Source organism: Streptomyces sp. NBC_01092 (assembly GCF_045039535.1).
Lineage (GTDB): Bacteria > Actinomycetota > Actinomycetes > Streptomycetales > Streptomycetaceae > Streptomyces.
The window spans coordinates 7,011,576-7,034,803 of record NZ_CP108659.1 but is presented as its reverse complement, the minus strand read 5'-3'; the positions used below and the strand labels follow the sequence as shown (position 1 = coordinate 7,034,803).

Here is a 23,228-nt window from a genome sequence, read left to right as displayed (position 1 = left end):
CACTCCGAATACTGACGGTGTGTCACTCGACCACGTGCCGTCCTTCGGGCCGCGCGCTGCACGATGCCCGGAACGCGCAGTGCGTGCAGTGTTGTCCCGCATTGGGTGTGAACCGCTCGTCGAGGACCTTGCCCGCGGCCGTGGCCAGCAGATCGCCGACCCACTCCCCCTCCGGGCCGTCCAGCGGCTCCTGCCCCTGCACCTTGGGCAGCGTCTCGCCGCCGTCCCGCTTGGCGGCGCCCTGGCGCAGTTGGACGAGTTCGGCGCCGCCCGGCTCGGGGTGCACACCGTCGAAGGCGTCGTCGACGGCGCCCTCGCGGACGGCGAGCTGATAGACGGCGAGCTGGGGGTGGCGGGCCACCTCGGCCGCGCTGGGTGCCTGCTTGCCGGTCTTGAAGTCGACCACGTAGGCGCGTCCTTCGCCGTCGGCCTCGACGCGGTCCATCTGGCCGCGGATGCGCACCTCGAAGTCCCCGGCCGCCAAGGTGACGTCGAAGTCGTGCTCGCTCGCCACCGGTGTGCGCCCCGTGCGGTCCATCACGTGCCACTTCAGGAAGCGTTCGAGCGCCACGCGCGCGTTGCCCTTCTCCTGGGCCGACTTCCACGGCGCGTCGAAGGCCAGCGCGTTCCACACGGAGTCGAGGCGCTCCATGAGGACGTCGAGGTCGGCCGGGGTGTGTCCGGATGCGACTTCGTCGGCGAGGACGTGCACCACGTTGCCGAAGCCCTGGGCGACGGTGGCGGGCGCGTCGGCCTTCACCTCGCGGCCCAGGAACCATTGGAGGGCGCAGGTGTTGGCGAGCTGGTCGAGGGCGCTTCCCGAGAGGACGACGGGCTGGTCGCGGCCCCGCAGCGGCACCTTGGACTCGGTCGGCTCGAACATGCCCCACCAGCGGTAGGGGTGCGCCGCGGGGACCAGCGGGCGGCCGTCCTCGTCAGCGAGCGCCGCCAGCCGGGCCAGTCGGCGGGCCGCGGCCTCCCTGAGGGTGTCCGACGCGCGCGGGTCGACCGTCGTCGCCCTCAGTTCGGCGACGAGCGCGGCTACGGCCAGCGGGCGGCGCGGGCGGCCCGTCACGTCCCTCGGCTCCACACCGAGTTCGGTCAGGAAGCGGGAGGGCTGGTCGCCGTCGTCGGCCGGTGCCTTCACCGCCGTGACGACCAGACGCTCACGCGCGCGTGTGGCGGCGACGTAGAACAGGCGGCGCTCCTCTGCCAGCAGCGCCCCCGGGGTGAGCGGCTCGGCGAGTCCGTCGCGGCCGATGCGGTCGGCCTCCAGGAGGGAGCCGCGGCGGCGCAGGTCCGGCCACAGGCCCTCCTGGACGCCCGCGACGACGACCAGGCGCCATTCGAGGCCCTTGGAGCGGTGCGCGGTCATCAGGCGCACGGCGTCGGGGCGTACGGCACGCCGCGTGAGGGTGTCGGCGGCGATGTCCTCGGCCTGGATCTCCTCCAGGAAGTTCAGGGTGCCCCGGCCACCGGTGCGTTCCTCCGCGCGGGCGGCCGTCGCGAACAGTGCGCATACGGCGTCCAGATCGCGGTCGGCGTTGCGTCCGGCGGCGCCGCCGCGGCGGGCGGCGCGCTCCAGGCGGGTGGGCCACGGTGTGCCCTCCCACAGGTCCCACAGCGCCTCCTCGGCCGTACCGCCGCCGGCGAGGCGCTCACGGGCCTTGCGGAGCAGCGCGCCGAGCCGCTGGGCGCCACGCGCGTACGTGGGGTCGTGCACCGCGAGCCGCTCCGGCTCGGCCAGCGCCCGCGCGAGCAGGTCGTCGGAGGGCGGCGGCAGGGCGTTGCCCGCGGCCCGCTCCTCCTCGCGCAGGGCGCGGCCGAGCCGGCGAAGGTCGGCGGCGTCCATGCCGGCGAGGGGGGAGGCGAGCAGGGTGAGTGCGGTCTCGGTGTCGAGCCAGGCCGGCTCGGGCTCGCCCTGCGGTTCCGGCTCGCCCTGCGGTTCCGGCTCGCCCTGCGGTTCTGGCTCCTCCGGCCCATCCGAGTCCGGCCGATCCGGTTCCTCCGGCGCCCCCGGCTCCGCTGGCTCCCCCGACTCCTCGGCCGAAGCCTCCTCCCCGGCACGTACCGCAGCCTCCGCCGTCGCCACCGCCCGCAACGCCGTCAGCAGGGGTGCGACGGCCGGCTCATGGCGCAGCGGCAGATCGTCGCCGTCGATGTCCAGGGGCACCCCGGCGGCCGTGAGCGCACGGCGCACCGTCGGGATCGTGCGCGCCCCCGCACGCACCAGTACGGCCATCTCGCCCCAGGGCACGCCGTCCTCCAGGTGGGCGCGGCGCAGGATGTCGGCGATGTTGTCCAGTTCGGTGCCGGGCGTCGGGTAGGTGAAGACCTCGACGCGGCCGCCTTCGCGGACCGGGGCGAGCTCGCGGTGGGCGCGTACCTTCTCCGCCGGGAGCCGGGTGAGCGGCATGCGCTGGGTCAGCAACCGGGTCGCGGCCAGCAGGCCGGTGCCGGAGCGGCGGGAGGTGCGCAGGACCTCGACGGGCGCGGGGCGGCCGTCCGCGCGTGGGAAGGCGTGCGGGAACTCCAGGATGCCGTTCACGTCGGCGCCCCGGAACGCGTAGATCGACTGGTCGGGGTCACCGAAGGCGACCAGGGCGCGGCCGTCGCCGGCGAGGGCGCGCAGCAGCCGTACCTGCGCCGGATCGGTGTCCTGGTACTCGTCGACGTACACGGCGTCGTACTGCGCGGCGAGTCGCGCGGCGGACTCGGGGCGGCGGGCGAGGAGTACGGCGCGGTGGACCAGTTCGGCGTAGTCGAGCACGCCCTGCATGTCGAGCACGTCGAGGTACTCGGCGAGGAAGGCGGCCGCGGCGCGCCAGTCGGGGCGGCCGATACGGCGGGCGAAGGCGTCCAGGGCGTCGGGGGCGAGGCCCAGCTCGCGGCTGCGGGCGAGGACCGCGCGAACCTCGTCGGCGAAGCCGCGTGTGGTCAGGCAGGCGCGCAGTTCGTCCGGCCAGCGCACATGGGCGAGTCCGAGCCGCTCCAGGTCGGGCTGGCCCGCGAGCAGCTCACGCACGGTCACGTCCTGCTCGGGGCCGGACAGCAGCCGCAGCGGCTCCGTGAAGAGGTCGCTGTCCTGGTGGGCGCGGACCAGGGCGTAGCAGAACGAGTGGAACGTCGTCGCCCGGGGCGCGCGGGCCGCCCCGATGCGCAGGGCCATGCGGTCGCGCAGTTCCACCGCGGCCTTGCGGCTGAACGTCAACACCAGGATGCGCTCGGGGTCCCCGCCGCGGGCGATGCGCGCCCCCACCGACTCGACGAGCGTGGTGGTCTTGCCGGTGCCCGGACCTGCGAGGACGAGCAGTGGGCCGGTGTCGTGGTCAACCACGGCACGCTGTGCGGCGTCCAGACGAGGGGGAACCGTTCGCACCGCAGGGGTACGCACCAGCCGGTAAGCGCCACGGGCCCCCTGTCGCACCTGTGGGTGCGACAGGCGCCTGGTGGAGAAAGAGGAGCTCACGTGGTTCGCCGGTCCTGGTGGGTGTGCTGGTGGTTCGCCCCTCGCGCGTGGAGGGCGGTGGCCGCGGGATGAGGGGGTCACATGCAGCCGACGCTACGCCGAGGGGCGGTGCGGAAGCAGGGCTTCCGATTCATCCCTCGGGGCACTCGTGGCACGTGCGTCCCTCGCCTCACGAACGTACGTCATGCCACGGACGTGCCCTCTTTCCCCCGTACGGATCACAGGTCACACGGCGGGCGGTCGGATGGCGGAAGCTGTCAGGTGTGACCCTGTGCGCGTCCGCCGCCGTCCCACCGCGCCCGCTTCATGTCCAGGCGTGGCAGGTGGCTCTCGGCGGCCCTGCTCGCCTCCTTCAGGGGCGTGCCCTCCGCCCGGTAGTGCTCCAGCGCTCTGAGCTCGTGGCCGGGCAGCAGGGCGCCGTCCGAGCGGACCACGCGCCACCACGGAACGGCTCCCCCATAGAGGGCCATGACACGGCCGACCTGCCGGGGGCCGCCCTCCTCCAGCCACTCGGCGACGTCCCCGTACGTCATGACGCGCCCCGGCGGGATCAGCTCGGTGACATCGAGGACCCGCTCGGCGTACGCCGGCAGCTCGTCGGCGTCCTCCCGAGGGACATCGGCGTACTCCGGACGGGCGTCGTCATGGGGTGGACGGGCATCGTCCGGAAGACTCTCCTCGCTCATCCGCCCCATCCTGCCCCACGGCACCGACAATGTGACGCGCTCGCCACTGTGCGTATCCCTCGCCCCGGGGCGGCGCTTCGGGCAGACTGTGCGCCCCCGCATTTGCACCCTGATGCCCCCGTGTGTCGGTGGAGCATGCCACCATCGTGCGGGCGGTGACTGGTGATACGAGATCAAGAAGAGACGATGAAGCAGCAGGGTGCGCACCCGGAGGACGCGGAAAGCACCTCTGACGCTTCGTCGCGCCCTGACACCGTGAACGCCGCCAAGAAGGACCCCGGCGAGAGCGACGACGGCACGAAGCACGAGGTCGGCAAGGGCGCCGACCCGAGCGACGCCGGCCGCACGGCCGTCGAGGGCAAAGGCGGCCCCGACCTCGAACTCGACGAGGTGCCCGTGGACGAGGTCGAGGGCGACGAACCGCTGCTTCCCGCGCGCGTGCACCGTCCGTCCGACCTGATGCGGCTCCTGGTGGGCGTGCTCGGCATCGCCCTGCTCCTCGCGATCGCCGCGTTCGCGCACGGGACGACCTCGGGTCTTGAACAGGACATCAACAAGGGCACCGGGCAGGCGCCCGACTTGTTCAGCAAGATCGCCGGGCTGGTGTCCAGCATCGCGATCCTGCTGGTGCCGGTCGCATTCGCGATCGAGCGGCTGATCAAGCGGGACGGACTGCGCATCGCCGACGGCGTCCTCGCGGCGGTCCTCGCGCACGGTGTGACACTCGCCACCGACCTGTGGGTCGCGCGAGGCGCACCCGACTCCATCCGGGACGCCCTCACCCAGCCCTCGCCCGGCGACGTCGGCTCCCTCACCGACCCCGTGCACGGCTACCTCGCGCCGGTCATCGCGTACATGACGGCCGTGGGCATGTCCCGCAGACCCCGCTGGCGTGCGGTGCTGTGGGCGGTCCTGGTCCTGTACGCGTTCTCCATGCTGGTCACCGGCTACACCACGCCGTTCTCGATCATCCTGACGCTGCTGATCGGCTGGACCGTCGCCTACGGCACGCTGTACGCGGTCGGCTCGCCCAACGTCCGGCCCACGGGACGGACGCTGATGGCGGGCCTCAGGCACGTCGGCTTCCGCCCGGTGAGCGCGGCCCGCGAGGAGGTCTCCGAGGAGAGCGGCGACCGCGGCCGGCGCTACTTCGTCACCCTCGAGGACGGCCCGCCGCTGGATGTGACGGTGGTCGACCGGGAGCAGCAGGCTCAGGGCTTCTTCTACCGCGCGTGGCGCAATCTGACGCTGCGCGGCTTCGCCACCCGCTCCAGCCTCCAGTCGCTGCGCCAGGCCCTGGAGCAGGAGGCGCTCCTCGCCTACGCGGCCATCGCGGCCGGCGCCAACGCGCCCAAGCTGATCGCCACCTCCGAGCTGGGCCCGGACGCCGTGATGCTGGTCTACGAGCACACCGGCGGCCACACCCTGGACTCGCTGTCGGACGACGAGATCACCGACGACCTGTTGCGCGACACCTGGCGCCAGGTCCAGGCGTTGCAGTCGCGGCGGATCGCGCATCGCAGGCTCGTGGGTGACGCGATTTTGGTGGATCGTTCCGGCAAGGTGATCATCACCGATCTGCGCATCGGTGAGATCGCGGCCAACAGTCTGCTGCTGCGCATGGACATCTCCCAGCTGCTGGTGACACTCGGCCTGCGCGTCGGCGCGGAGCGCGCGGTGGCCTCGGCGGTGGGCGTGCTCGGCCCCGACGCCGTGGCCGACTGTCTGCCGATGCTCCAGCCGATCGCGCTGAGCCGCTCCACGCGCGCGACGCTGCGCCGACTGGCCCGCGAGCGTGCCCAGCGCGAGCGCGACGCCGTAGTGGAGGCGTCCCGGCAGGCCAAGCACGCCCGCAGCGAGGAGGCCTCGGCCGACACCGGGGTCACACTCGACAAGCCGGACAAGAAGACCGTACGGGCGCAGGCGCGGGCCGAGAAGCGGGCCATCGACGACGCCCTGGACGAGGCGCGCGAGGAGGATCTCCTCACGCTGATCCGCCACGAGGTGCTGCTCATCAGGCCGCAGGCACCGGTCGAGCCGGCCCGGCTGGAGCGGGTGCGGCCGCGCACGCTGATCAGTCTCATCGCCGGCGCCATCGGCGCGTACTTCCTGCTGACGCAGCTCACCCACATCGAGTTCGGCCCGCTCATCGCCAACGCCCAGTGGGGCTGGGTGGCGGCGGCCGTGCTGTTCTCGGCGGCCAGCTACTTCGCGGCGGCCATGGCCCTGCTGGGGTTCGTGCCCGAGCGGGTGCCGTTCCGGCGGACCGTGTCGGCGCAGGTCGCCGGGTCGTTCGTGAAGATCGTCGCGCCGGCCGCGGTCGGTGGCGTCGCCCTGAACACGCGCTTCCTTCAGCGCGCGGGAGTGCGGCCGGGGCTCGCGGTGGCGAGCGTGGGCGCGTCGCAGCTGTTCGGGCTCGGCTGTCACATCCTGATGCTGCTGTCCTTCGGCTATCTGACCGGCACCGAGAAGACACCGTCGCTGTCGCCGTCCCGCACCGTCATCGCGGGTCTGCTGACGGTGGCGGTGCTGGTGCTCGTGGTGACCTCGGTGCCGTTCCTGCGCAAATTCGTCGTCACGCGCGTGAGGTCGCTGTTCGCGGGTGTCGTGCCGCGCATGCTCGACGTGCTCCAGCGGCCGCAGAAGCTGGTCACCGGCATCGGCGGCATGCTGCTGCTGACCGCCTGCTTCGTGATGTGCCTGGACGCGTCGATCCGGGCGTTCGGCAGCGAGGGGACCTCGCTGAGCATCGCCAGCGTCGCCGTCGTCTTCCTCGCGGGCAACGCGCTCGGCTCCGCCGCCCCGACCCCGGGCGGTGTGGGCGCGGTGGAGGCGACCCTGACCGTCGGTCTGATCGCCGTGGGCCTGCCCAGCGAGGTCGCCGCGCCCTCGGTGCTGCTGTTCCGTCTGCTGACGCTGTGGCTGCCGGTGCTGCCGGGCTGGCTGGCCTTCAACCACCTGAGCCGCAAGGGCGCGCTGTAGCGCGAGGGGGCGTACGAGAGGGCGGCCGGGACTTGGCGTACGGGGACCCGGTCGCCGTACGTTGTCAGGGCACGGAAGGTGAGGCGCGGCGGTACCTCGTACGGCCCGTGCCCCGAGCGCCCCACCACGTACGACCCCAGGATGGGACCATGCCGAAGCCTCCCCGGATGCGCGCCGCTGCCCTGACCGCCACCGCCCTGCTGCTGCCCTTCCTGCTGGCGGGTTGCAGCGACGACGACTCCGGGAACGGCGAGGATCTGACGGCGCAGGAACTGAGCTGGAAGGACTGTCCGGCCCCCTCCCAGGCGCAGGGCGGCGAGGGCAGCCCGTCCCCGCTGCCGGACGACGGCACCTGGCAGTGCGCCACGATGAAGGCGCCCCTCGACTGGCCCGATCCCAAGGGCGACACGATCGACATCGAGCTGATCCGGGTGAAGGCGAGCGGCCCCGAGAACCGGCGCATCGGCTCGCTGATCTACAACTTCGGCGGACCCGGCGGCTCGGGCGTCACCGCCCTGCCCGCCTTCGGCAACGACTACGAGAAGCTGCGCACCCGCTACGACCTGGTGAGCTTCGACCCGCGCGGGGTCGGCCGCAGCGAGCCCGTGCTGTGCGAGGACGACCAGCGGCTCGACGCCTACTTCCAGCAGGACTCCACGCCGGACGACACCGCCGAGCGGACCGAACTGGTGGACAACACCAAGGAGTTCAACGCGGCCTGCGAGAAGAAGTCCGAAGAGATGCTGCCGCGGGTGCGCACCACCGACGCGGCCCGCGACATGGACCTGATGCGCCAGGTCCTCGGCGACGACAAACTGCACTACTTCGGCATCTCCTACGGCACCGAACTCGGCGGCGTCTACGCCCATCTGTTCCCCGACAAGGTCGGCCGTGCCGTCTTCGACGCGGTGGTGGACCCGACGCAGACCTCCGAGCAGGGGGCCCTCGGGCAGGCCGCGGGATTCCAGCTCGCGCTCGACAACTTCGCCGCCGACTGCACCTCCAAGGTCGAGGACTGCCCGATCGGCGACACCGCCCAGGACGTGAAGGACCGCATCGCGAAGCTGCTGAAGGACCTCGACAGCACGCCGATCGAGGGGATCTTCCCGCGCAGGCTGACCCAGTCGGCCGCGACCAACGGCGTCGCGCAGGCTCTGTACTCGCAGGACTACTGGCCCATCCTCACCCAGGCTCTCGAGGAGGCGTACGACGGCAACGGCAGGATCCTGATGCTGCTGTCCGACTCGATGAACGGGCGCAGTGAGAACGGCGAGTACAGCAACATCCACGCCGCCAACATCTCGATCAACTGCGCCGACGACAAGCCGCGGTACACCCCCGAGTACGTGCAGCGGAAGCTGCCCGAGTTCCGGTCCGCCTCGAACCTGTTCGGCGACTTCCTCGCCTGGTCCATGCTCAGCTGCACCGACTGGGCCGAGCCCGGCGCCGCCGACCATCCCGACGTCAGCGCGCCCGGTTCGGCACCGATCCTCGTCGTGGGCAACACGGGCGACCCGGCCACTCCGTACGAGGGCGCGCGGAAGATGGCGCAGGCGCTCGGCAAGGGCGTGGGCGTCGAGCTGACGTACAAGGGGCAGGGGCACGGGGCCTACGACAGCAAGAACAAGTGCGTGCAGGACGCGGTGAACGGCTATCTGCTGGACGGGAAGGTGCCGGCGGCCGGCACGGTCTGCTCCTGAGACCGTATCGGCCCGTATGAATCCGCAGGTCAGAGAGTTATCCACAGGCCGCTACGGCCGTTTCGTGATCCGCCTACTATGGCCTGACCGCCATCCGCGGCACAGCGCGGACGGCCTGCGAGGGGGTAAGCGACATGACGCGTTTCGTACGGTGGACGGCCGTGGCGGCCGCTGCCGCGCTGCTGGCGACCGGGTGCAGTGGCGGGTCGTCCGACGGCCCGCAGGCCGGTGACAGGACGAGCGACGCGGCTTCGTCGGCGGCCTCCACCGGCTCGGCGGCCCCGTTGCCGTCCTCCCTGACCTCGCAGAAGCTCGGCTGGGGGAAGTGCAAGGCGACCAGGGACTCCCCCGCGCCGGGCGACGAGTGGCAGTGCGCGACGCTCAAGACGCCGCTGGACTGGGCGAAGCCGGACGGCACGACGATCGACCTGGCGCTGATCCGTACCAAGGCGACCGGCGACGACCGGATCGGTTCGCTGCTGTTCAACTTCGGCGGCCCCGGCAGCTCGGGGGTGTCCACGATGCCCTGGTACGCGACCAGCGCCTCCGAACTGGGCGAGCGGTACGACCTGGTGAGCTTCGACCCGCGCGGGGTGGGCGCCAGTGAGGGCGTGCGCTGCCGCAGCGACAGGGAGATCCAGGCCTCCGAGTCGGTGGACATCACGCCGGACACGGCGGCCGAGGAGGCGGCCTACTTCCAGGACGCCGCGGCCTTCGGCAAGGGCTGCCAGAAGGCCGAGGGCACACTGATGGCGCATGTGTCGACCACCGACACGGCCCGCGACATGGACCTGATGCGCCAGGTCCTCGGCGACCAGCAGATGCACTACTTCGGCATCTCCTACGGCACCGAACTCGGCGGCGTCTACGCCCACTTGTTCCCCGGCACCGTGGGGCGGATGATCCTGGACGCGGTCGTCGACCCGAGCGCGGACGCCACCGGGCACGCCGAGAACCAGGCCAGGGGCTTCCAGCGCGCGCTGGACAACTACCTGGAGTCCACCGGCCAGGGCGCCGAAGAAGGCACCCGGAAGATCGTGGCCCTGCTGAAGCGGATCGACGCGAGCCCGCTGCCCGCGTCTTCGGCCCGCAAGCTCACGGAGCCGCTCGCGCTCACCGGCATCATCAGGCCGCTGTACAGCGAGGCGAGCTGGCCGACCCTGACCAGTGCTCTGGAGGCGGCCGAGCGGGGCGACGGCTCGGAACTGCTGGCGCTCGCCGACCAGTACAACGACCGCGAGGCATCGGGGCGCTACAGCACGGGGACCCATTCGCAACGGGTCATATCGTGCTTGGACGACAAGCAGCGGCCGACGGTCGAGGAGACGAGGAAGCTGCTGCCGCGGTTCGAGAAGGTCTCGCCCGTGTTCGGGCCCATGCTCGGCTGGGACACGGCCGGCTGGTGCCACGACTGGCCGGTGGCCGGGCAGTACGACACCCCGGAGGTCAGCGCGCCGGGTGCGGCTCCGATCCTGCTGGTCGGCAACACCGGCGACCCGGCGACGCCCTACGAGGGCACCCGCAAGATGGCGGACGAACTCGGCAAGGGCGTGGGGGTGACGCTCACGTGGAAGGGCGAGGGCCACTCCGCGTACGGGAAGGGGAGCGACTGCGTCGACTCCGCGGTGAACGCGTATCTGCTTCAGGGGAAGGTGCCGGAGGACGGCAAGGTCTGCGCTTCCTAGCGGCCACCACACCGCAGTTTCCTGCGCGACGCACGGAGGCCCACAGCTCTGAACAGGTCAGCGCCGTGGGCCTCGTGTGTCCCGCCGGTCAGCGGGAAGGTCGATCAGTAGACCGGCTTGTCGGGCTCGATCTGGTGGACCCAGCCGATCACGCCGCCGCCGACGTGGACGGCGTCGGCGAAGCCCGCGGACTTCAGGACCGCGAGGACCTCCGCACTGCGGACACCCGTCTTGCAGTGCAAGACGATCTTCTTGTCCTGCGGGAGGCTCTCCAGGGCGGTACCCATGAGGAACTCGTTCTTCGGGATCAGGCGGGCGCCGGGGATCGAGACGATCTCGTACTCGTTGATCTCGCGGACATCGATGATGTCGATGTTCTCGCCGTCGTCGATCCACTCCTTGAGCTGCTTGGGAGTGATCGTCGAGCCGGCGGCGGCCTCCTGGGCCTCCTCGGAGACGACGCCGCAGAAGGCCTCGTAGTCGATGAGCTCGGTGACGGTCGGGTTCTCGCCGCAGACCGCGCAGTTCGGGTCCTTGCGGACCTTGACCTGGCGGTACTGCATCTCCAGGGCGTCGTAGATCATCAGGCGGCCGAGCAGCGGCTCACCGATGCCCGCGAGCAGCTTGATGGCCTCGTTGACCTGGATGGAGCCGATGGACGCGCACAGCACGCCCAGCACGCCACCCTCGGCGCAGGAGGGGACCATGCCCGGCGGCGGGGGCTCCGGGTACAGGCAGCGGTAGCAGGGGCCGTGCTCGGACCAGAAGACCGAGGCCTGGCCGTCGAAGCGGTAGATGGAGCCCCACACGTACGGCTTGTTCAGCAGCACGCACGCGTCGTTGACCAGGTAGCGGGTCGCGAAGTTGTCCGTGCCGTCGACGATCAGGTCGTACTGGCTGAAGATGTCCATCACGTTGTCGGCCTCGAGCCGCTCCTCGTGAAGGATCACGTTCACGTACGGGTTGATGCCCTTGACGCTGTCGCGGGCGGACTCCGCCTTGGAGCGGCCGATGTCGGCCTGGCTGTGGATGATCTGGCGCTGGAGGTTCGACTCGTCGACCTCGTCGAACTCCACGATGCCGAGCGTGCCCACGCCCGCAGCGGCCAGGTACATCAGCGCCGGCGAGCCCAGGCCGCCGGCGCCCACACAGAGCACCTTGGCGTTCTTCAGCCGCTTCTGCCCGTCCATCCCCACGTCGGGGATGATCAGGTGGCGGGAGTACCTGCGAACCTCGTCTACGGTGAGCTCGGGGGCCGGCTCGACCAGGGGTGGCAGCGACACGGGGACTCCGTTGGTCGGTCGATCACTACGTCTGTTCTCCTGGTAACAGTGCCATGGCCTTTTTCATTCCGAGACACCTGTTCCGATCCGCGAGACGATTTCGTCCCAGTAGCCGGGCATCGTCTCCCAGGGGTCGCCGCGGCCGCCTCGGTCCGTGTGGTCGGTGAACCAGATCGTCGCGGCACCCTGCCAGCGGGCGATGCGCAGTGCCTCGTCGAGATGGCCGAGGGGCACTCCGTGGACGAAGTGGCAGAAGCGGTCGGGCGGATAGTCGGCCGTCCACTCCGCCACCTGCGACCAGCGGTAGTCGCTCCACGGGCCGCTGAAGGTGACGAGCTGGTCGGCGCACTCGGCGTAGCCGGGGTGCGGGTGGGTGCCGTGGCCCAGGACGATGTGGGCCTTGTCACGCAGTGCGCGCAGGGTGGTGATGGTGCGCAGGACCTCCGGCAATGCCGTGCCGTCGGTCGGACAGCGGTCCAGGAGGAAGCCGTCGACCCGGTACCAGTCGAGGTAGCGGTGCGCCTTGGAGATCACCTCGCCGAAGACGCGGGCGCCGTGGGCCGTGCCGAGGTGGACCCGGTCGAGCGAGGCCGTGTCGAGGTTGCCGAGGACACGGACTCCCGCGTTGCGGAGTCGGCCGGCCGATTCGAGGCAGTGGGGGTCCGGGCGGGCGCCGGGGCCGTCGGCGACGTTGAGGACGACCCAGTCCAAGGGGGTGCCGGGGCGGGTGAGTTCGCCCCATTCGGTGGGGGCGAGAAGGGGGTGGGCGTAGCCCGGCACGCCGAGACCGGTGCGGAGATCGGTGCTCGGCGTGGTCCGTTTCAGGCCGGTCAGATACGGCATGCCGCCTCCATCCAGATATCGCCCAGGGACTCCTCGAGGTTGATCCGGGGGCGCCAGCCGAGCCGGTCGCGTGCGGTGCGTACGTCGGCCTGCTGCCAGCTGCCGCAGCCGTCCGGGTAGGCGACGGGGGCGGCGTGGGCCGCGTGCGTCGAGTGCACCGCGTGTGCGGTGGCGTGGACGGCGTGCGTCGCATGGTCCGGGTCGGTGCGCGGGTGGCCGATGGTCGGCCGCAACGGGCCGGGCGGGCCGTCGAGTTCGTGGAGGGCACCGCCGTAGCCGGCCACGCGGGCGAGGACGGCGGCGGCGTCGCGCAGGCGGACGGCGCGGCCGGAGCCGATGTTGATGACGCCCTGCGCTGCGGAGAGGGAGGCGGCGTGGACGGCGCGGGCCACGTCGCGGACGTCGACGAAGTCGCGTTGGGCGCCGAGGCCGGTGAGTTTGAGCTCGCCGTCGCCCGACTGCATGGCGCGGCGCATGGCCTCGGCGAGACGGCCGAGGGGAGAGCCGGCCGGGGTGCCGGGGCCCGCGGGCGAGAAGACGCGCAGGACGACGGCGTCCAGGCCGGAGCCCAGGACCAGTTCGGTGGCGGCGAGTTTGCTGACGCCGTACGGGCCGCCGGGGCGGGGGACGGAGTCCTCGGCCGTGGAGGAGCCGGGCTGGCTCGGGCCGTACTCGGCACCGCAGCCGATCTGCACGAGGCGGGCGCCACAGCCACTGCGGCGCAGGGCCTCACAGACGGTGGCGACGGCGACGGTGTTGTGGCGGGTGAGTTCGCGGGCACCGCCTCTCGTGGCGCCGGCGCAGTTGATGACGACGCCGGGGTGGACCGCGTCGAGGAAGCGGGTGAGGGCGCCGGGGCTGCCGGACGCGAGGTCGAACCGGACGTCGGCGTCGTCGCCGCGGCCCAGAGCGGTGAGTTGGACCGCGGGGTCGGCGAGGAGGCGGTCGGCTACGAAGCGGCCCAGGTAGCCGTTGGCTCCGATCAGCAGGACTCTCATCGGGCGGCTCCCGGAGCCGAGCGGTGGTCGGATCCGGAGGTGATCATTTGGGGGTCTCCTTCTAGGACTTCAGGTTCTGGGGCTTCAGGTGGAGTGGCCTTCGGGCAGGACGGCTTCCGCGGGTGTGTGGGGGCGTATGCCTGCGGCGGCCTGTGCCGGTTCGGTGGGGGTTCGCGTGACGCCGACGGCCCGGGTGGGGTCGGGGCCGTGCCGGGGGGTGCGCGTCCTCGGTCGGGCGGTTGCTGCTGGCCCGGAGGCTCGGTTTCCTGACGGCCGCCGCTGCGGGCGGACACCCCGCGGCACGTCCCTTGCCCGCCGTACACGGGTGCCGCGAGCCGTCGGCTGATGTCGCGTCAGCATGCGTCGTCCGCCCTCGCATGTGCCGACGCCCTGGTGAGGGTGCGCGTCGCGTGGAGCAGGAGCGTCAGGGCGCCCGCCCCGCAGGCGATCGTGGGGATGGCTGCCGGGCCCCCTGCGTCGAGGAGGGCCTGGGCCGGGGTTCCCAGCCAGGCACAGCCGGGGAGGCGGGCGGCGAAGACGGTCGCGACGGCGGTTCCCTCGGCCGAGGCCGCCGCGGTGAGGACCAGGGCGGGGGCGTGGGTGAAGCCGTGGGTGGTGAGGAGGCGGGCGAGGAACAGGAGGGCGCCGAGGGTGAGGGTCGGCGCGTAGGGGGCGGGCTCGTCGAGGGCGGTGGAGGTCAGGGCGAGAAGGGCCGCGAGGGCGGCGAGGTAGAGGGCGAGCGTGGCCAGGATCAGGGGCTTCGCCGAGGCGGCGAAGTCCTTCAGGGCTCGGCTGGCGGAGAGTTTGTGGCGGGCCCGTACGGCGAGGAAGTGGGCGCACCAGGCGGCGGGGGCGCAGGAGAGGGCGAGGGCCAGTACGGGGGCGGCGGTGAGGGGCCAGGGGCCTTCGGCGGCGCCGGTGGGGAGGGCGTCGGGGCCACCGGCTGTGGCTGCCTGGAGCAGGCCGTCGCCGAGGAGGGCGTAGGCGAGGAGCCAGCTGATCCGGGTGGCCGTCGGGGGTGTGGCGTGCTGGGTGGACAGGGGACCTCGGGCCAGGGCCGCGCGCAGGGCGAGGGTCACGGCGAGGGCTCCCACGGCGGCCGCGATGAGGCGGTTCTGGCCGTGGGTGAGGTGCATGCCGGTCACGGCCGCCACGCAGAGTGCTCCGGGGAGGAGGGTGAGGACCACCCAGTCGGCTCGTGCGCGGGGCGTGGCGAGGGGCCCGGCGCTCGGGGGTGCTTCTGCGTCCCGGGACGTCCGGGCGTACATCTCCTCCGCCAGCGAGAAGACGTCCCGGTGCAGGAAGCGGGCCGCCGTGCGGTCGGTGACGCCGTGGGCTTCGAGGCCGGCCGCGATCTCCAGTGGGTCCACCGCGCGTTCGCACAGGTCGCGGTGGCGGTGCATCAGGGCCTTGACCGGGTCGGCGCCGCCTCGGCGGGTGGGGCGAGGGGCCGCGGTCGGGTCCTCGCCGGCCGACGGCGACATCGACGCCGGCGCCGACGCCGACGGAGAATCGGCCGCGTCGTGCCGTACGGCCGTGTCCGCCGTGAGCCACTCCTCCGACCGTTCGTCCCACGCTCCGGCGCCGGTCGGGGTAGCGGGGCGATCGAGTGCGTCACCCACCACGCCTCCCGAGTCACCCAGGTCACCCAGGCCACTCCCCGCGCGCCCGTCGCCGCCGCCCAAGCCCCTCATCGCGCCCCCTCCGTCGCAGGAAGAGCCGTGGCCCGTACGGGAGCTCCCGGCGGCCGGTGTGGGCCGCCGCGGGCCGCGAGGCCGGGCGTTCGCTCGGTCCAGCGGCCGGGGACATGGGCCTCGGCCGGGACGGCGAAGGGCAGAGGTTCCCCGGCCTCGTCGAGGACGACGCGGCGGACCGGAGTGCGCGAGACGATCTCCAGGTAAATGCCGTGAAATGCTGCGATGTTCTGCTCGACGGTGAACAGTTCGAGCGCACGGGCACGCGCGGCCGCACCCAGGCGTTCACGGCGCTCGGGGTCGCGCAACAGCGCGACGCAGGCCTCCGCGAGCGCCCGTGGGTTGCGCGGCGGTACGACGAGCCCGGTGCCGCCGATGACCTCGACCACCGCGCCGACGTCGGTGGACACCGTCGCGCGACCGCACAGCATGGCCTCGACGAGGCCGATGGGGAAGCCCTCGACGACGCTGGACAGGACGGTCACCGCACCCGAGGCGTACGCGTCGGCCAGGGTCGGGGTCTCCGGGGCGCCGATCTCCTCGAAGGAGACCGGGTTGTCACCGACCCGGTGCGGGCCCTCCGCCTCGTCGGGGAAGAGCTGCGCGGCCAGTGCCTTGCAGTGGCCGAGGTAGTCGGCGCCCTCGGGGCCCGAGGGGGTGCCGACGATCCGCAGGCGGGTCTTCGGCTCCTCCTTGCGGACCTCGGCGAAGGCGTGCAGCAACGACACCAGGTCCTTGGTGGGTTCGACGCGGCCGACCCACACCAGCGAGTCCGGGTCCGCGCACTGCGCGTACTCCGCGCTCTCGCCGACCTCCGCGAATCGGGAGGGGTCCATGCCGGGGTAGACGGTGCGGAGCTTCTCGCGGTCGGCGCCGCAGCGCTCCTGCCAGCGACGGGCGTGACCGTTGCCGGGCGTGATGGCGGCGGCCCGCGCGTAGGTCTCGGCGGCGAGCCTGCCGTGGAAGGCGGCGAGCAGGGACCGCACGGCCGGCGAGGAGTCGGGGGCGGCCAGGTAGTGGGTACGCAGCCGCACGCCGTACTCGGTCAGCAGCAGCGGTACGTCGCAGAAGTGCTGCGCGAGCAGGCCGGGCAGGGCCGCGGGGCCGCCGGAGGTGGCGTGGCACAGGTCGGCCGAGCCCAGGCCGTCGTCCTCGTACCAGTCGAGCGAGAGGGGGCGCAGGGCGCGTTCCAAGTGCGCGGCGACGGCCAGCAGATCGGGTACCCGCGCCTCGCGCGCCGTGCGCAGGGCGCCCCGGGCCCGGCAGGCGCGTTCCAGTGCGTGTACGGCTGCCTCGGAGCGGAGCGCTCCCACCAGGCCGCCCTCGTCGCGGGCGAGTTCGGCAAGCCCGTACAGCGCGTTGGCGAAACGGTCCGCCTCAGTGGCCGACGCGCCCTCGGAAGCTTCGGCCGGATCCATGGCGCCGCCCGCGCAGAGCACGGCCGCCAACTCGCCGTAGCAGTCGGCGAACCGTCGGCGGGCGCGGCGGCCGTGGCTCACGCCGTCGTCCTCGGCCGTCCACAGCGGCGCCGTGCGCACCCGGCTGACGTGCGCCGGCAGTGGGACCCAGCCCTCGTCCTCCTGGCGCTCGCTGCGGCTGAGCGCGTAGATGTCGAACTCGTGCTGGCCGAGCCCGCGGACGAGCCGGTCGCACCAGAGCCTGGCGTCACCGCTCACATACGGATAGCCGCCCTCCGCAATCAGTCCGATGCGCACGAGTACACCCCCGATCTCCCATAAGGGGAGCCGCCGTTCCCCCGGCGGCTCGCAGCGGGACGAACGTATGCGGACAAGGCGGTGGCGCGACGGACGGTTGTCCATCGCGCCACCAAAAGGGGTGAACGGTCGTAACTTTCCCGTGCGGGTCGCGTTCCGTCGCGCTAGGAGTTCAAACGCGCACGGATCGTCACACCTGAACGGCCGGGAGGATCACACCGCGGCCAACTCCCGCCGTGCGGCCCGCCGCTGGGCCGCGATCTGCGGATCGAGCGCGGGTACGGCGGCCAGGAGCTGCTTGGTGTACGGGTCCTGCGGGTTGTCGTACACCTCGTCGGCGGGCCCGGATTCGACGATGCGCCCGCGCCGCATCACCGCGACCCGGTCGCTGACCTGGCGTACCACGGCCAGGTCGTGCGCGACGAAGACGAGCGCGAGGCCGAGCTCGCGCTGCAACTCGCCCAGCAGCGCGACGACCTGGGCCTGGGTGGTGACGTCCAGTGCGGACACGGGCTCGTCGCAGACGATGACGCGCGGATCGGCGGCGAGCGCCCGAGCGATGCCGACGCGCTGGCGCTGGCCGCCGCTGAACTCGTGGGGGTAGCGGTCGTAGTGCGCCCCTTCGAGCCCCACGCGCTCCAGCAGCTCCCGCACTCGCCCCCGGATGCGCCCCTCGTCGCTCCCCCACTCTCGGCTTCGCTCGAGCGGGGGGACCCCCATTCCCCGCGCGCGGAGCGGGTCGGCGATCGACTCGCCCACGCTGCGGCGGGGGTTGAGGGAGGAGACCGGGTCCTGGAAGACCATCTGCACGGCCGGATCCACGCCCACGCGCGCGTGCCCGTCGTACCGGACCTCCCCCGCCGTCGGCTCCAGAAGGCCGACCAGCATGCGCCCCAGGGTCGTCTTGCCGCTGCCGCTCTCCCCGACGATGCCGAGGGTCTCGCCGCGGTGGATGGTCAGCGACACGTCGTCGACCGCCGTGAACGCCCGCTTGCCACGCCCGAATTCACGCCGCAGCCCGGTCGCCTCCAGGACGGCCTGCGCCGAGCGCCCGGCCTCCGCCAAGCCCTCGACCTGCCCGGAGCCCTCGACCTCGGCCGGGTCCTCGACCGGGTCCTCGACTCCAGCCGAGCCCTCGACCTCCACCAAGCCCCCGACCCCAGCCGAGCCCTCGACCTCCACCAAGCCCCCGACCCCAGCCGAGCCCTCGGCCTCCGCCAAGCCCCCGACCCCAGCCGAGCCCTCGGCCTCCGCCAAGCCCCCGACCTGCACCGCCCCCCGCGACGCCCCACGGACAGCGCGCGGTGTGTCCACCCGCGGGACCGCGCCCAGCAGGTCGCGTGTGTACGACTGCGCGGGCGCTCCCAGGACGTCGGCGACCGGCCCGTGTTCCACCGCCCGGCCGTGCCGCATCACCAGCACCTCGTCGACGCTCTCGGCGGCGACTCCCACGTCGTGGGTGACGAGGAGGAGGCCCATGCCGGAGTCCTCGCGGAGCGTGTGCAGCAGGTCGAGGATCTGGGCCTGGACGGTCACGTCGAGCGCCGTCGTCGGCTCGTCGGCGATCAGCAGGTCGGGCTCGCAGGCCAGCGCCATGGCGATGAGCGCGCGCTGGCGCATACCGCCGCTGAACTCGTGCGGGCGGGACCGGGATCGCCGTGGCGCGTCCGCGATGCCGACCCGGTCCAGCACCTCCACCGCACGCGCGCGTGCCGCTCGCCGCGAGGCACGCGTGTGCACGCGGTACACCTCGGCGATCTGGTCGCCGATCGCGTAGTAGGGGTCCAGGGACGACAGCGGATCCTGGAACACCATCGCGGCCTTGCCGCCGCGCAGCCGCCGCAGTTCGTCGTCGGACGCTTCCCGTACGTCCACTCCCGCGACCTCGATCGAACCGCCGACCCGCGCGCCCGTGCCCCGTTGCAGTCCGAGCAGGGCCGAGGCGACCGTGGACTTGCCGGAGCCGGACTCGCCGACGAGGGCGAGGGCGGCACCGCGCGCCAGCCGGAAGGTGAGGCCGTCGACGGCGCGCAGGTCGCCGAAGTCGACCGTCAGGTCGCTGACTTCGACCAGGTCCCGCGCGGGAGCCGGGGCCGCCTTGGTCACGTCGCTCATACCAGCACCACCCGTCGGTCGGCCACCGCGTACAGCACGTCCGCGACGGCGTTGGCGACGACCACGAAGAATCCGATGACCAGGACCATGCCGACGACGACCGGAAGGTCGACCACCTTGACGGCGTGGACCAGTTCCTGTCCGATGCCGGGCAGGCCGAAGAGCGTCTCGGTGAGCACGGCGCCGCCGACCGCGCTGCCGAAGTTGTTGGCGTTCAGGGCGATGACCGGCGCGAGGGCCCCACGCAGCGCGTGCCGCCCGATGACCGACCGCTCGCCGACGCCGTACGCCCGGAAGGTGCGGATGTGGTCCTCGGCCAGCGTCTCCAGCATCGCCGCCCGGGTCAGCCGGGCGAACGCGGCGGCCTCGATCAGGGCGAGCGAGAGCCAGGGCAGCAGCAGGTTCCACGCCCACTGTTCGGGGTCGTCGGTGAAGGCCACGTACTGCGGAAACGGCAGCAGTTGCAGCTGCCCGCAGACGACGATCATCAGGACCAGGCCGATGACGAAGACCGGCGTGGCCACGCCCGCGAGCGTGACGCCCGTCAGCAGCCGCTCGGAGAGCCGGCCGCGGCGCCATGCGGACAGGACGCCGGTGCCGACGCCGAGGATCAGCCACAGCACCATGGCGCCGAACACGAGCGACAGGCTGACCGGAAGCTTCGCCAGGATCAGCTCGGTGACCTGCTGGTCGCTCTGGTACGACAGCCCGAGGCAGGGCGCCGCGCAGTGCTGCACGGACGTGCCCGTCGAGTAGTCCTGGCCGGCGACCAGGCCCTGGAGGAAGTCCCAGTAGCGCGCGTACAGCGGGTCGTTCAGGTGCAGTTGCTCGGCGACCTGCTGCACCTGGGCGGGCGAGCAGCGCGGGCCGCAGGTGATCTGGGCGACATTGCCGGGGGTGACGTAGAAGACGACGTAGACGATCACCGAGATGGCGAACAGGGTGACGACGGCGCCCAGGACTCGGCGCACGAGGAAGCCGCTCATGCCTTGGCCTCCCTCTTTCGGCCGGTGCCGACGCGCAGCCGGGACGCCGCGCGCGGGTCGAGCGCCGTGCGTACGCCGTCGCCGAGGACGGTCAGGGCGAGGACGGTCACGAAGAGCGCGCCGGCGGGCAGCAGCAGGTACTGCGGGGCGGCCTGGTACCAGACGTCGGCCGCGGTGAGCATCTGCCCCCAGGACGGCGTCGGGGGCTTCACGCCGACGCCCAGGAAGGACAGGGCGGCCTCGACGGTGATGTTGGCCGGGACGAGCAGCGCCGCGTACGTGATGACCGGCGCGGCGATGCCGGGCAGCAGCTCACGGCGGGCGATCCGCCAGGTTCCCCAGCCGCTGAGCCGGGCCGCGGCGACGTAGTCGAGCCCCTTGAGGGTGAGGGTCTGGGCGCGCACGATCTTCGTGATGTTGCCCCACCCGATCAGGCCGATGACGAGGGCGACCAGCACAGGCCGCGGGAAGCTCGACGGCACGATCGCGAGCAGCGCCAGCGCCATGATCATCAGCGGCATCGCGACGATGACGTCGGTGAACCGGCTCAGCAGTTGATCGACCCAGCGGCTCCCGAGTGCGGCCGCGACGCCCACCACGACGCCGATGGCGACCTGGACGACGGTCGCGGCCAGCGCGACCCCGAGCGACACCCGGGCGCCGTACACGAGCCGTGCGAACAGGTCCCGCCCGGTCTGCGGTTCGACGCCGAGCCAGTGCTCGGCGCTCACTCCGCCGAACGACCCGATGGGCACGCCCCCGCGCGCGGAGTCCACCAGGGACGGGTGGTACGTGGTCGGGTCCTGGCCCTCGATCGCGGTGAGCAGCGGTGCGGCGAGCGCGACCAGGACGAGCAGCGCGACGACGACCGCCGCGACGAGGGCGGCGCGCTGCGTCCGCAGCCGCCGCCAGAACTGACGGGCCCCCGAGGCCCCCGGGACGGCGGTGTCCGCCCCGGGGGCCTGGGAGGTCAAAAGAGCCTCGCTCATGATGACTTGACCGGATCCGTCGCCTACTTGACCGCGACCTGGGAGATGTCCAGGACGCCGGTCCAGTCGCTGATCACGACGTTCTTGATGTCCTTGCCGTAGAGCCGCTTGTAGACGGGGTGGAACAGCGGCACGGTCAGCGCCTGCTCACCGATCTTCTGGTCCAGCGCGCCCCACCGCTTCGCGGCGGCGTCCAGATCGGTCAGCTTGTTGATCGCGTCGAGCTCGGAGTTGACCGACTTGTCGTCGAGCAGGCCCGTGTTGAAGTTCGCGCCGTCCTTCACGATCTGCCGGCCGTCGAAGATCGGGGCGAGGAAGGGACCGCCGGAGGGCCAGTCGGCACCCCAGTGCGCCAGGAAGAAGCCGGGCTCGCTCTGCACGCTGTGGATCTTGTCGGAGTAGTCGTTCTCCTCGAGACCCTGGAGCTTGACCGTGATGCCGGCCTTCTTCAGCGCGTCCTGGATCGCGGTCGCGATCTCGGGGCTGGTCTCGAAGTCCTTGGCGTTGGAGTGGGTCAGGGTGACGGTGAGCCCGTTCGCGTGGCCGGCCTCCTTCAGCAGCTCCTTGGCCTTGGCCGGGTCACCGGCCTTCCCCGCCGGGAAGTGGTCGTAGGGCGTGTAACCGAAGGACTTCTGGTCCGGCAGGAAGGTGGTGGCGCTCTCGGCCAGCGCGGAGCCGCCGGCGGCGTTGACCACGGAAGAGCGGTCGATGGCGTACGAGATCGCCTGGCGCACCTTGGGGTTGTCGAACGGCTTGATCGTCGGGTTGAACGCGATGTAGTTGGTGTAGCCGAAGTGCCCGGTGCCCACGCGAGCGGCGAGTTCCTTGTCGCCGGTCACCTTCGCGAGCTCGGCCGGCCCGAGGTTGGTGTCCGTGGTGACCGCGGCGCCGTCCGCGCCCTGGGACGCCGACAGCCGCTGGTTGATCACGGACGAGTCGAGTCCGGACCGTACGTCGATCTTGTCGGGGTAGGCCCCCCGCTCGGCGTCCGTCGACGCGGACCAGTGCGTGTTGCGCCCCAGGACGAGCCGCTCACCGTCGTTCTCGTTCGTCACGACCTTGTACGGCCCCGACGAGACCGGGTGCTGCTCGTACTTCGTGCCGGTGTCCTTGGCCTTCGGTACAGGCGTGAACTGGGTCTGCGTGGCGAGGTACGGGAACTCGCCCTCGGGCTTGTTCAGATGGAAGACGATCGTCCGCGCGTCCGGCGTCTCGATCGCCGACAGGCCCTTCTTGTCCTTGTACGGCCCCTGGTAGTCGGCCGCGCCGACCAGCCAGTCCCGCAAGTAGGGGGCGCCGCCGGACAGTTCGGGTGCGAAGGAGCGCTCGATGCCGTACTTGATGTCGGCCGAGGTGATCGCCGTGCCGTCCTCGTACTTCAGGCCCTCCTTGAGGGTGTACGTCCACACCGTGGCGTCCTTGTTCGGGCGCCCGGTGTCGGTGGCGAGGTCGGGGACGACCTCGGCGCCGGCCTCGCCGTTCTCGCGGTTGCGGGTGGTGAGGGTGCGGAAGACGAGGGAGGGGACGTTGCCGCCGCCGGAGGTGTAGAGGCGGGCTGGGTCGAAGTCCTGCTGCGGGTTGGAGTTCAGGACCGTGAGCGTGCCGCCCTTGTGGGGCGTGGAGTCGCCGCCGGCACCCTTGGCATCGTTGTCCTCAGGCCCGCAGGCGACGGCGCCCGCTGCCACGACCAGGCTGACGGATGCCGCGGCCACGCGGCGCGCTATGACGGACGGTTGACGCATCGGAGACGACCTCTCGGATTGATGGATCTCGCATCCGATCCCGCGTGGGACGTATCGGATCCAGAGCGGATCTCGAAGTGCGAGACGGAATGACGCGGAGTGAGACGAAGATGAACAGACGTCTGCCCCGGCGTCAGGTCGTCGAAGGCCGTGACCGGTCACGGGACCGATTCACGAAAGAGAGAAGAGATCGCGACGCGAACGCCTGAGGGCGGGCGTCAGCGACAGTGAATGTCGGCCACGCACAGAGCGGTCACGCCGATGAGCGCCAGCTCGATGGCGGCGCGAGAGGAGGCGTGACGGGTCGACATGTGCAGAAATATGGATGATCTCGCTGCACA

At 72.0% G+C, this 23,228-nt stretch carries 15 protein-coding genes; 3 read left to right on the top strand and 12 right to left on the bottom strand.

Annotated elements, in window-relative coordinates:
- Window positions 1-22 precede the first annotated feature (22 nt).
- Complete coding sequence (locus tag OG254_RS32150; protein WP_405588674.1) at window positions 23-3,469, bottom strand: ATP-dependent helicase; 3,447 nt, start codon at window positions 3,467-3,469, stop codon at window positions 23-25.
- A 257-nt stretch (window positions 3,470-3,726) separates the two neighbouring features.
- A complete protein-coding gene (locus tag OG254_RS32145; RefSeq protein WP_405588672.1) occupies window positions 3,727-4,155 on the bottom strand; it encodes an MGMT family protein in 429 nt (142 codons plus the stop codon).
- Between the two features lie 186 nt (window positions 4,156-4,341).
- Here OG254_RS32145 and OG254_RS32140 point away from each other — a divergent pair, with 186 nt between their 5' ends.
- From OG254_RS32140 to OG254_RS32130, 3 genes are all read left to right on the top strand, one after another.
- Window positions 4,342-7,137, top strand: a complete 2,796-nt coding sequence (locus OG254_RS32140) for a YbhN family protein (RefSeq protein WP_405588670.1) — start codon at window positions 4,342-4,344, stop codon at window positions 7,135-7,137.
- Window positions 7,138-7,286: 149 nt separating this feature from the next.
- The gene (locus OG254_RS32135; protein WP_405588668.1) at window positions 7,287-8,837 is read left to right on the top strand and encodes an alpha/beta hydrolase; all 1,551 of its coding nucleotides are present in this window, start codon (window positions 7,287-7,289) and stop codon (window positions 8,835-8,837) included.
- A gap of 134 nt (window positions 8,838-8,971) precedes the next feature.
- Entirely contained in the window at window positions 8,972-10,522 is a 1,551-nt protein-coding gene (locus OG254_RS32130; RefSeq protein WP_405588666.1) for an alpha/beta hydrolase, read from the top strand.
- A gap of 104 nt (window positions 10,523-10,626) precedes the next feature.
- Here the strand turns inward: OG254_RS32130 and moeZ are convergent, their stop codons facing one another.
- From moeZ to OG254_RS32080, 10 genes are all read right to left on the bottom strand, one after another.
- On the bottom strand, window positions 10,627-11,805 hold the full coding sequence (gene moeZ / locus OG254_RS32125) for an adenylyltransferase/sulfurtransferase MoeZ (protein ID WP_351189519.1): 1,179 nt from the start codon (window positions 11,803-11,805) through the stop codon (window positions 10,627-10,629).
- Between the two features lie 63 nt (window positions 11,806-11,868).
- A complete protein-coding gene (locus OG254_RS32120; RefSeq protein ID WP_405588664.1) occupies window positions 11,869-12,648 on the bottom strand; it encodes a spherulation-specific family 4 protein in 780 nt (259 codons plus the stop codon).
- Window positions 12,636-13,646, bottom strand: a complete 1,011-nt coding sequence (locus tag OG254_RS32115) for an NAD-dependent epimerase/dehydratase family protein (RefSeq protein WP_351189513.1) — start codon at window positions 13,644-13,646, stop codon at window positions 12,636-12,638. Before OG254_RS32115 ends, OG254_RS32120 begins: the two co-directional genes overlap by 13 nt.
- A 353-nt stretch (window positions 13,647-13,999) precedes the next feature.
- On the bottom strand, window positions 14,000-15,268 hold the full coding sequence (locus OG254_RS32110; protein WP_405588661.1) for a hypothetical protein: 1,269 nt from the start codon (window positions 15,266-15,268) through the stop codon (window positions 14,000-14,002).
- A gap of 68 nt (window positions 15,269-15,336) precedes the next feature.
- Window positions 15,337-17,055, bottom strand: a complete 1,719-nt coding sequence (locus OG254_RS32105; protein WP_405588658.1) for a DUF3492 domain-containing protein — start codon at window positions 17,053-17,055, stop codon at window positions 15,337-15,339.
- Window positions 17,056-17,268: 213 nt separating this feature from the next.
- Window positions 17,269-19,170, bottom strand: a complete 1,902-nt coding sequence (locus OG254_RS32100) for a dipeptide ABC transporter ATP-binding protein (RefSeq protein ID WP_405588655.1) — start codon at window positions 19,168-19,170, stop codon at window positions 17,269-17,271.
- On the bottom strand, window positions 19,167-20,156 hold the full coding sequence (locus OG254_RS32095) for an ABC transporter permease (protein WP_405588652.1): 990 nt from the start codon (window positions 20,154-20,156) through the stop codon (window positions 19,167-19,169). Before OG254_RS32095 ends, OG254_RS32100 begins: the two co-directional genes overlap by 4 nt.
- Complete coding sequence (locus OG254_RS32090; protein WP_405588649.1) at window positions 20,153-21,145, bottom strand: ABC transporter permease; 993 nt, start codon at window positions 21,143-21,145, stop codon at window positions 20,153-20,155. Before OG254_RS32090 ends, OG254_RS32095 begins: the two co-directional genes overlap by 4 nt.
- A gap of 23 nt (window positions 21,146-21,168) precedes the next feature.
- Window positions 21,169-22,887 (bottom strand): ABC transporter substrate-binding protein, encoded by a 1,719-nt coding sequence (locus OG254_RS32085; RefSeq protein ID WP_405588647.1) that lies wholly within the window; start codon window positions 22,885-22,887, stop codon window positions 21,169-21,171.
- A gap of 218 nt (window positions 22,888-23,105) precedes the next feature.
- Complete coding sequence (locus OG254_RS32080; protein WP_341846150.1) at window positions 23,106-23,198, bottom strand: Ms4533A family Cys-rich leader peptide; 93 nt, start codon at window positions 23,196-23,198, stop codon at window positions 23,106-23,108.
- Window positions 23,199-23,228 lie beyond the last annotated feature (30 nt).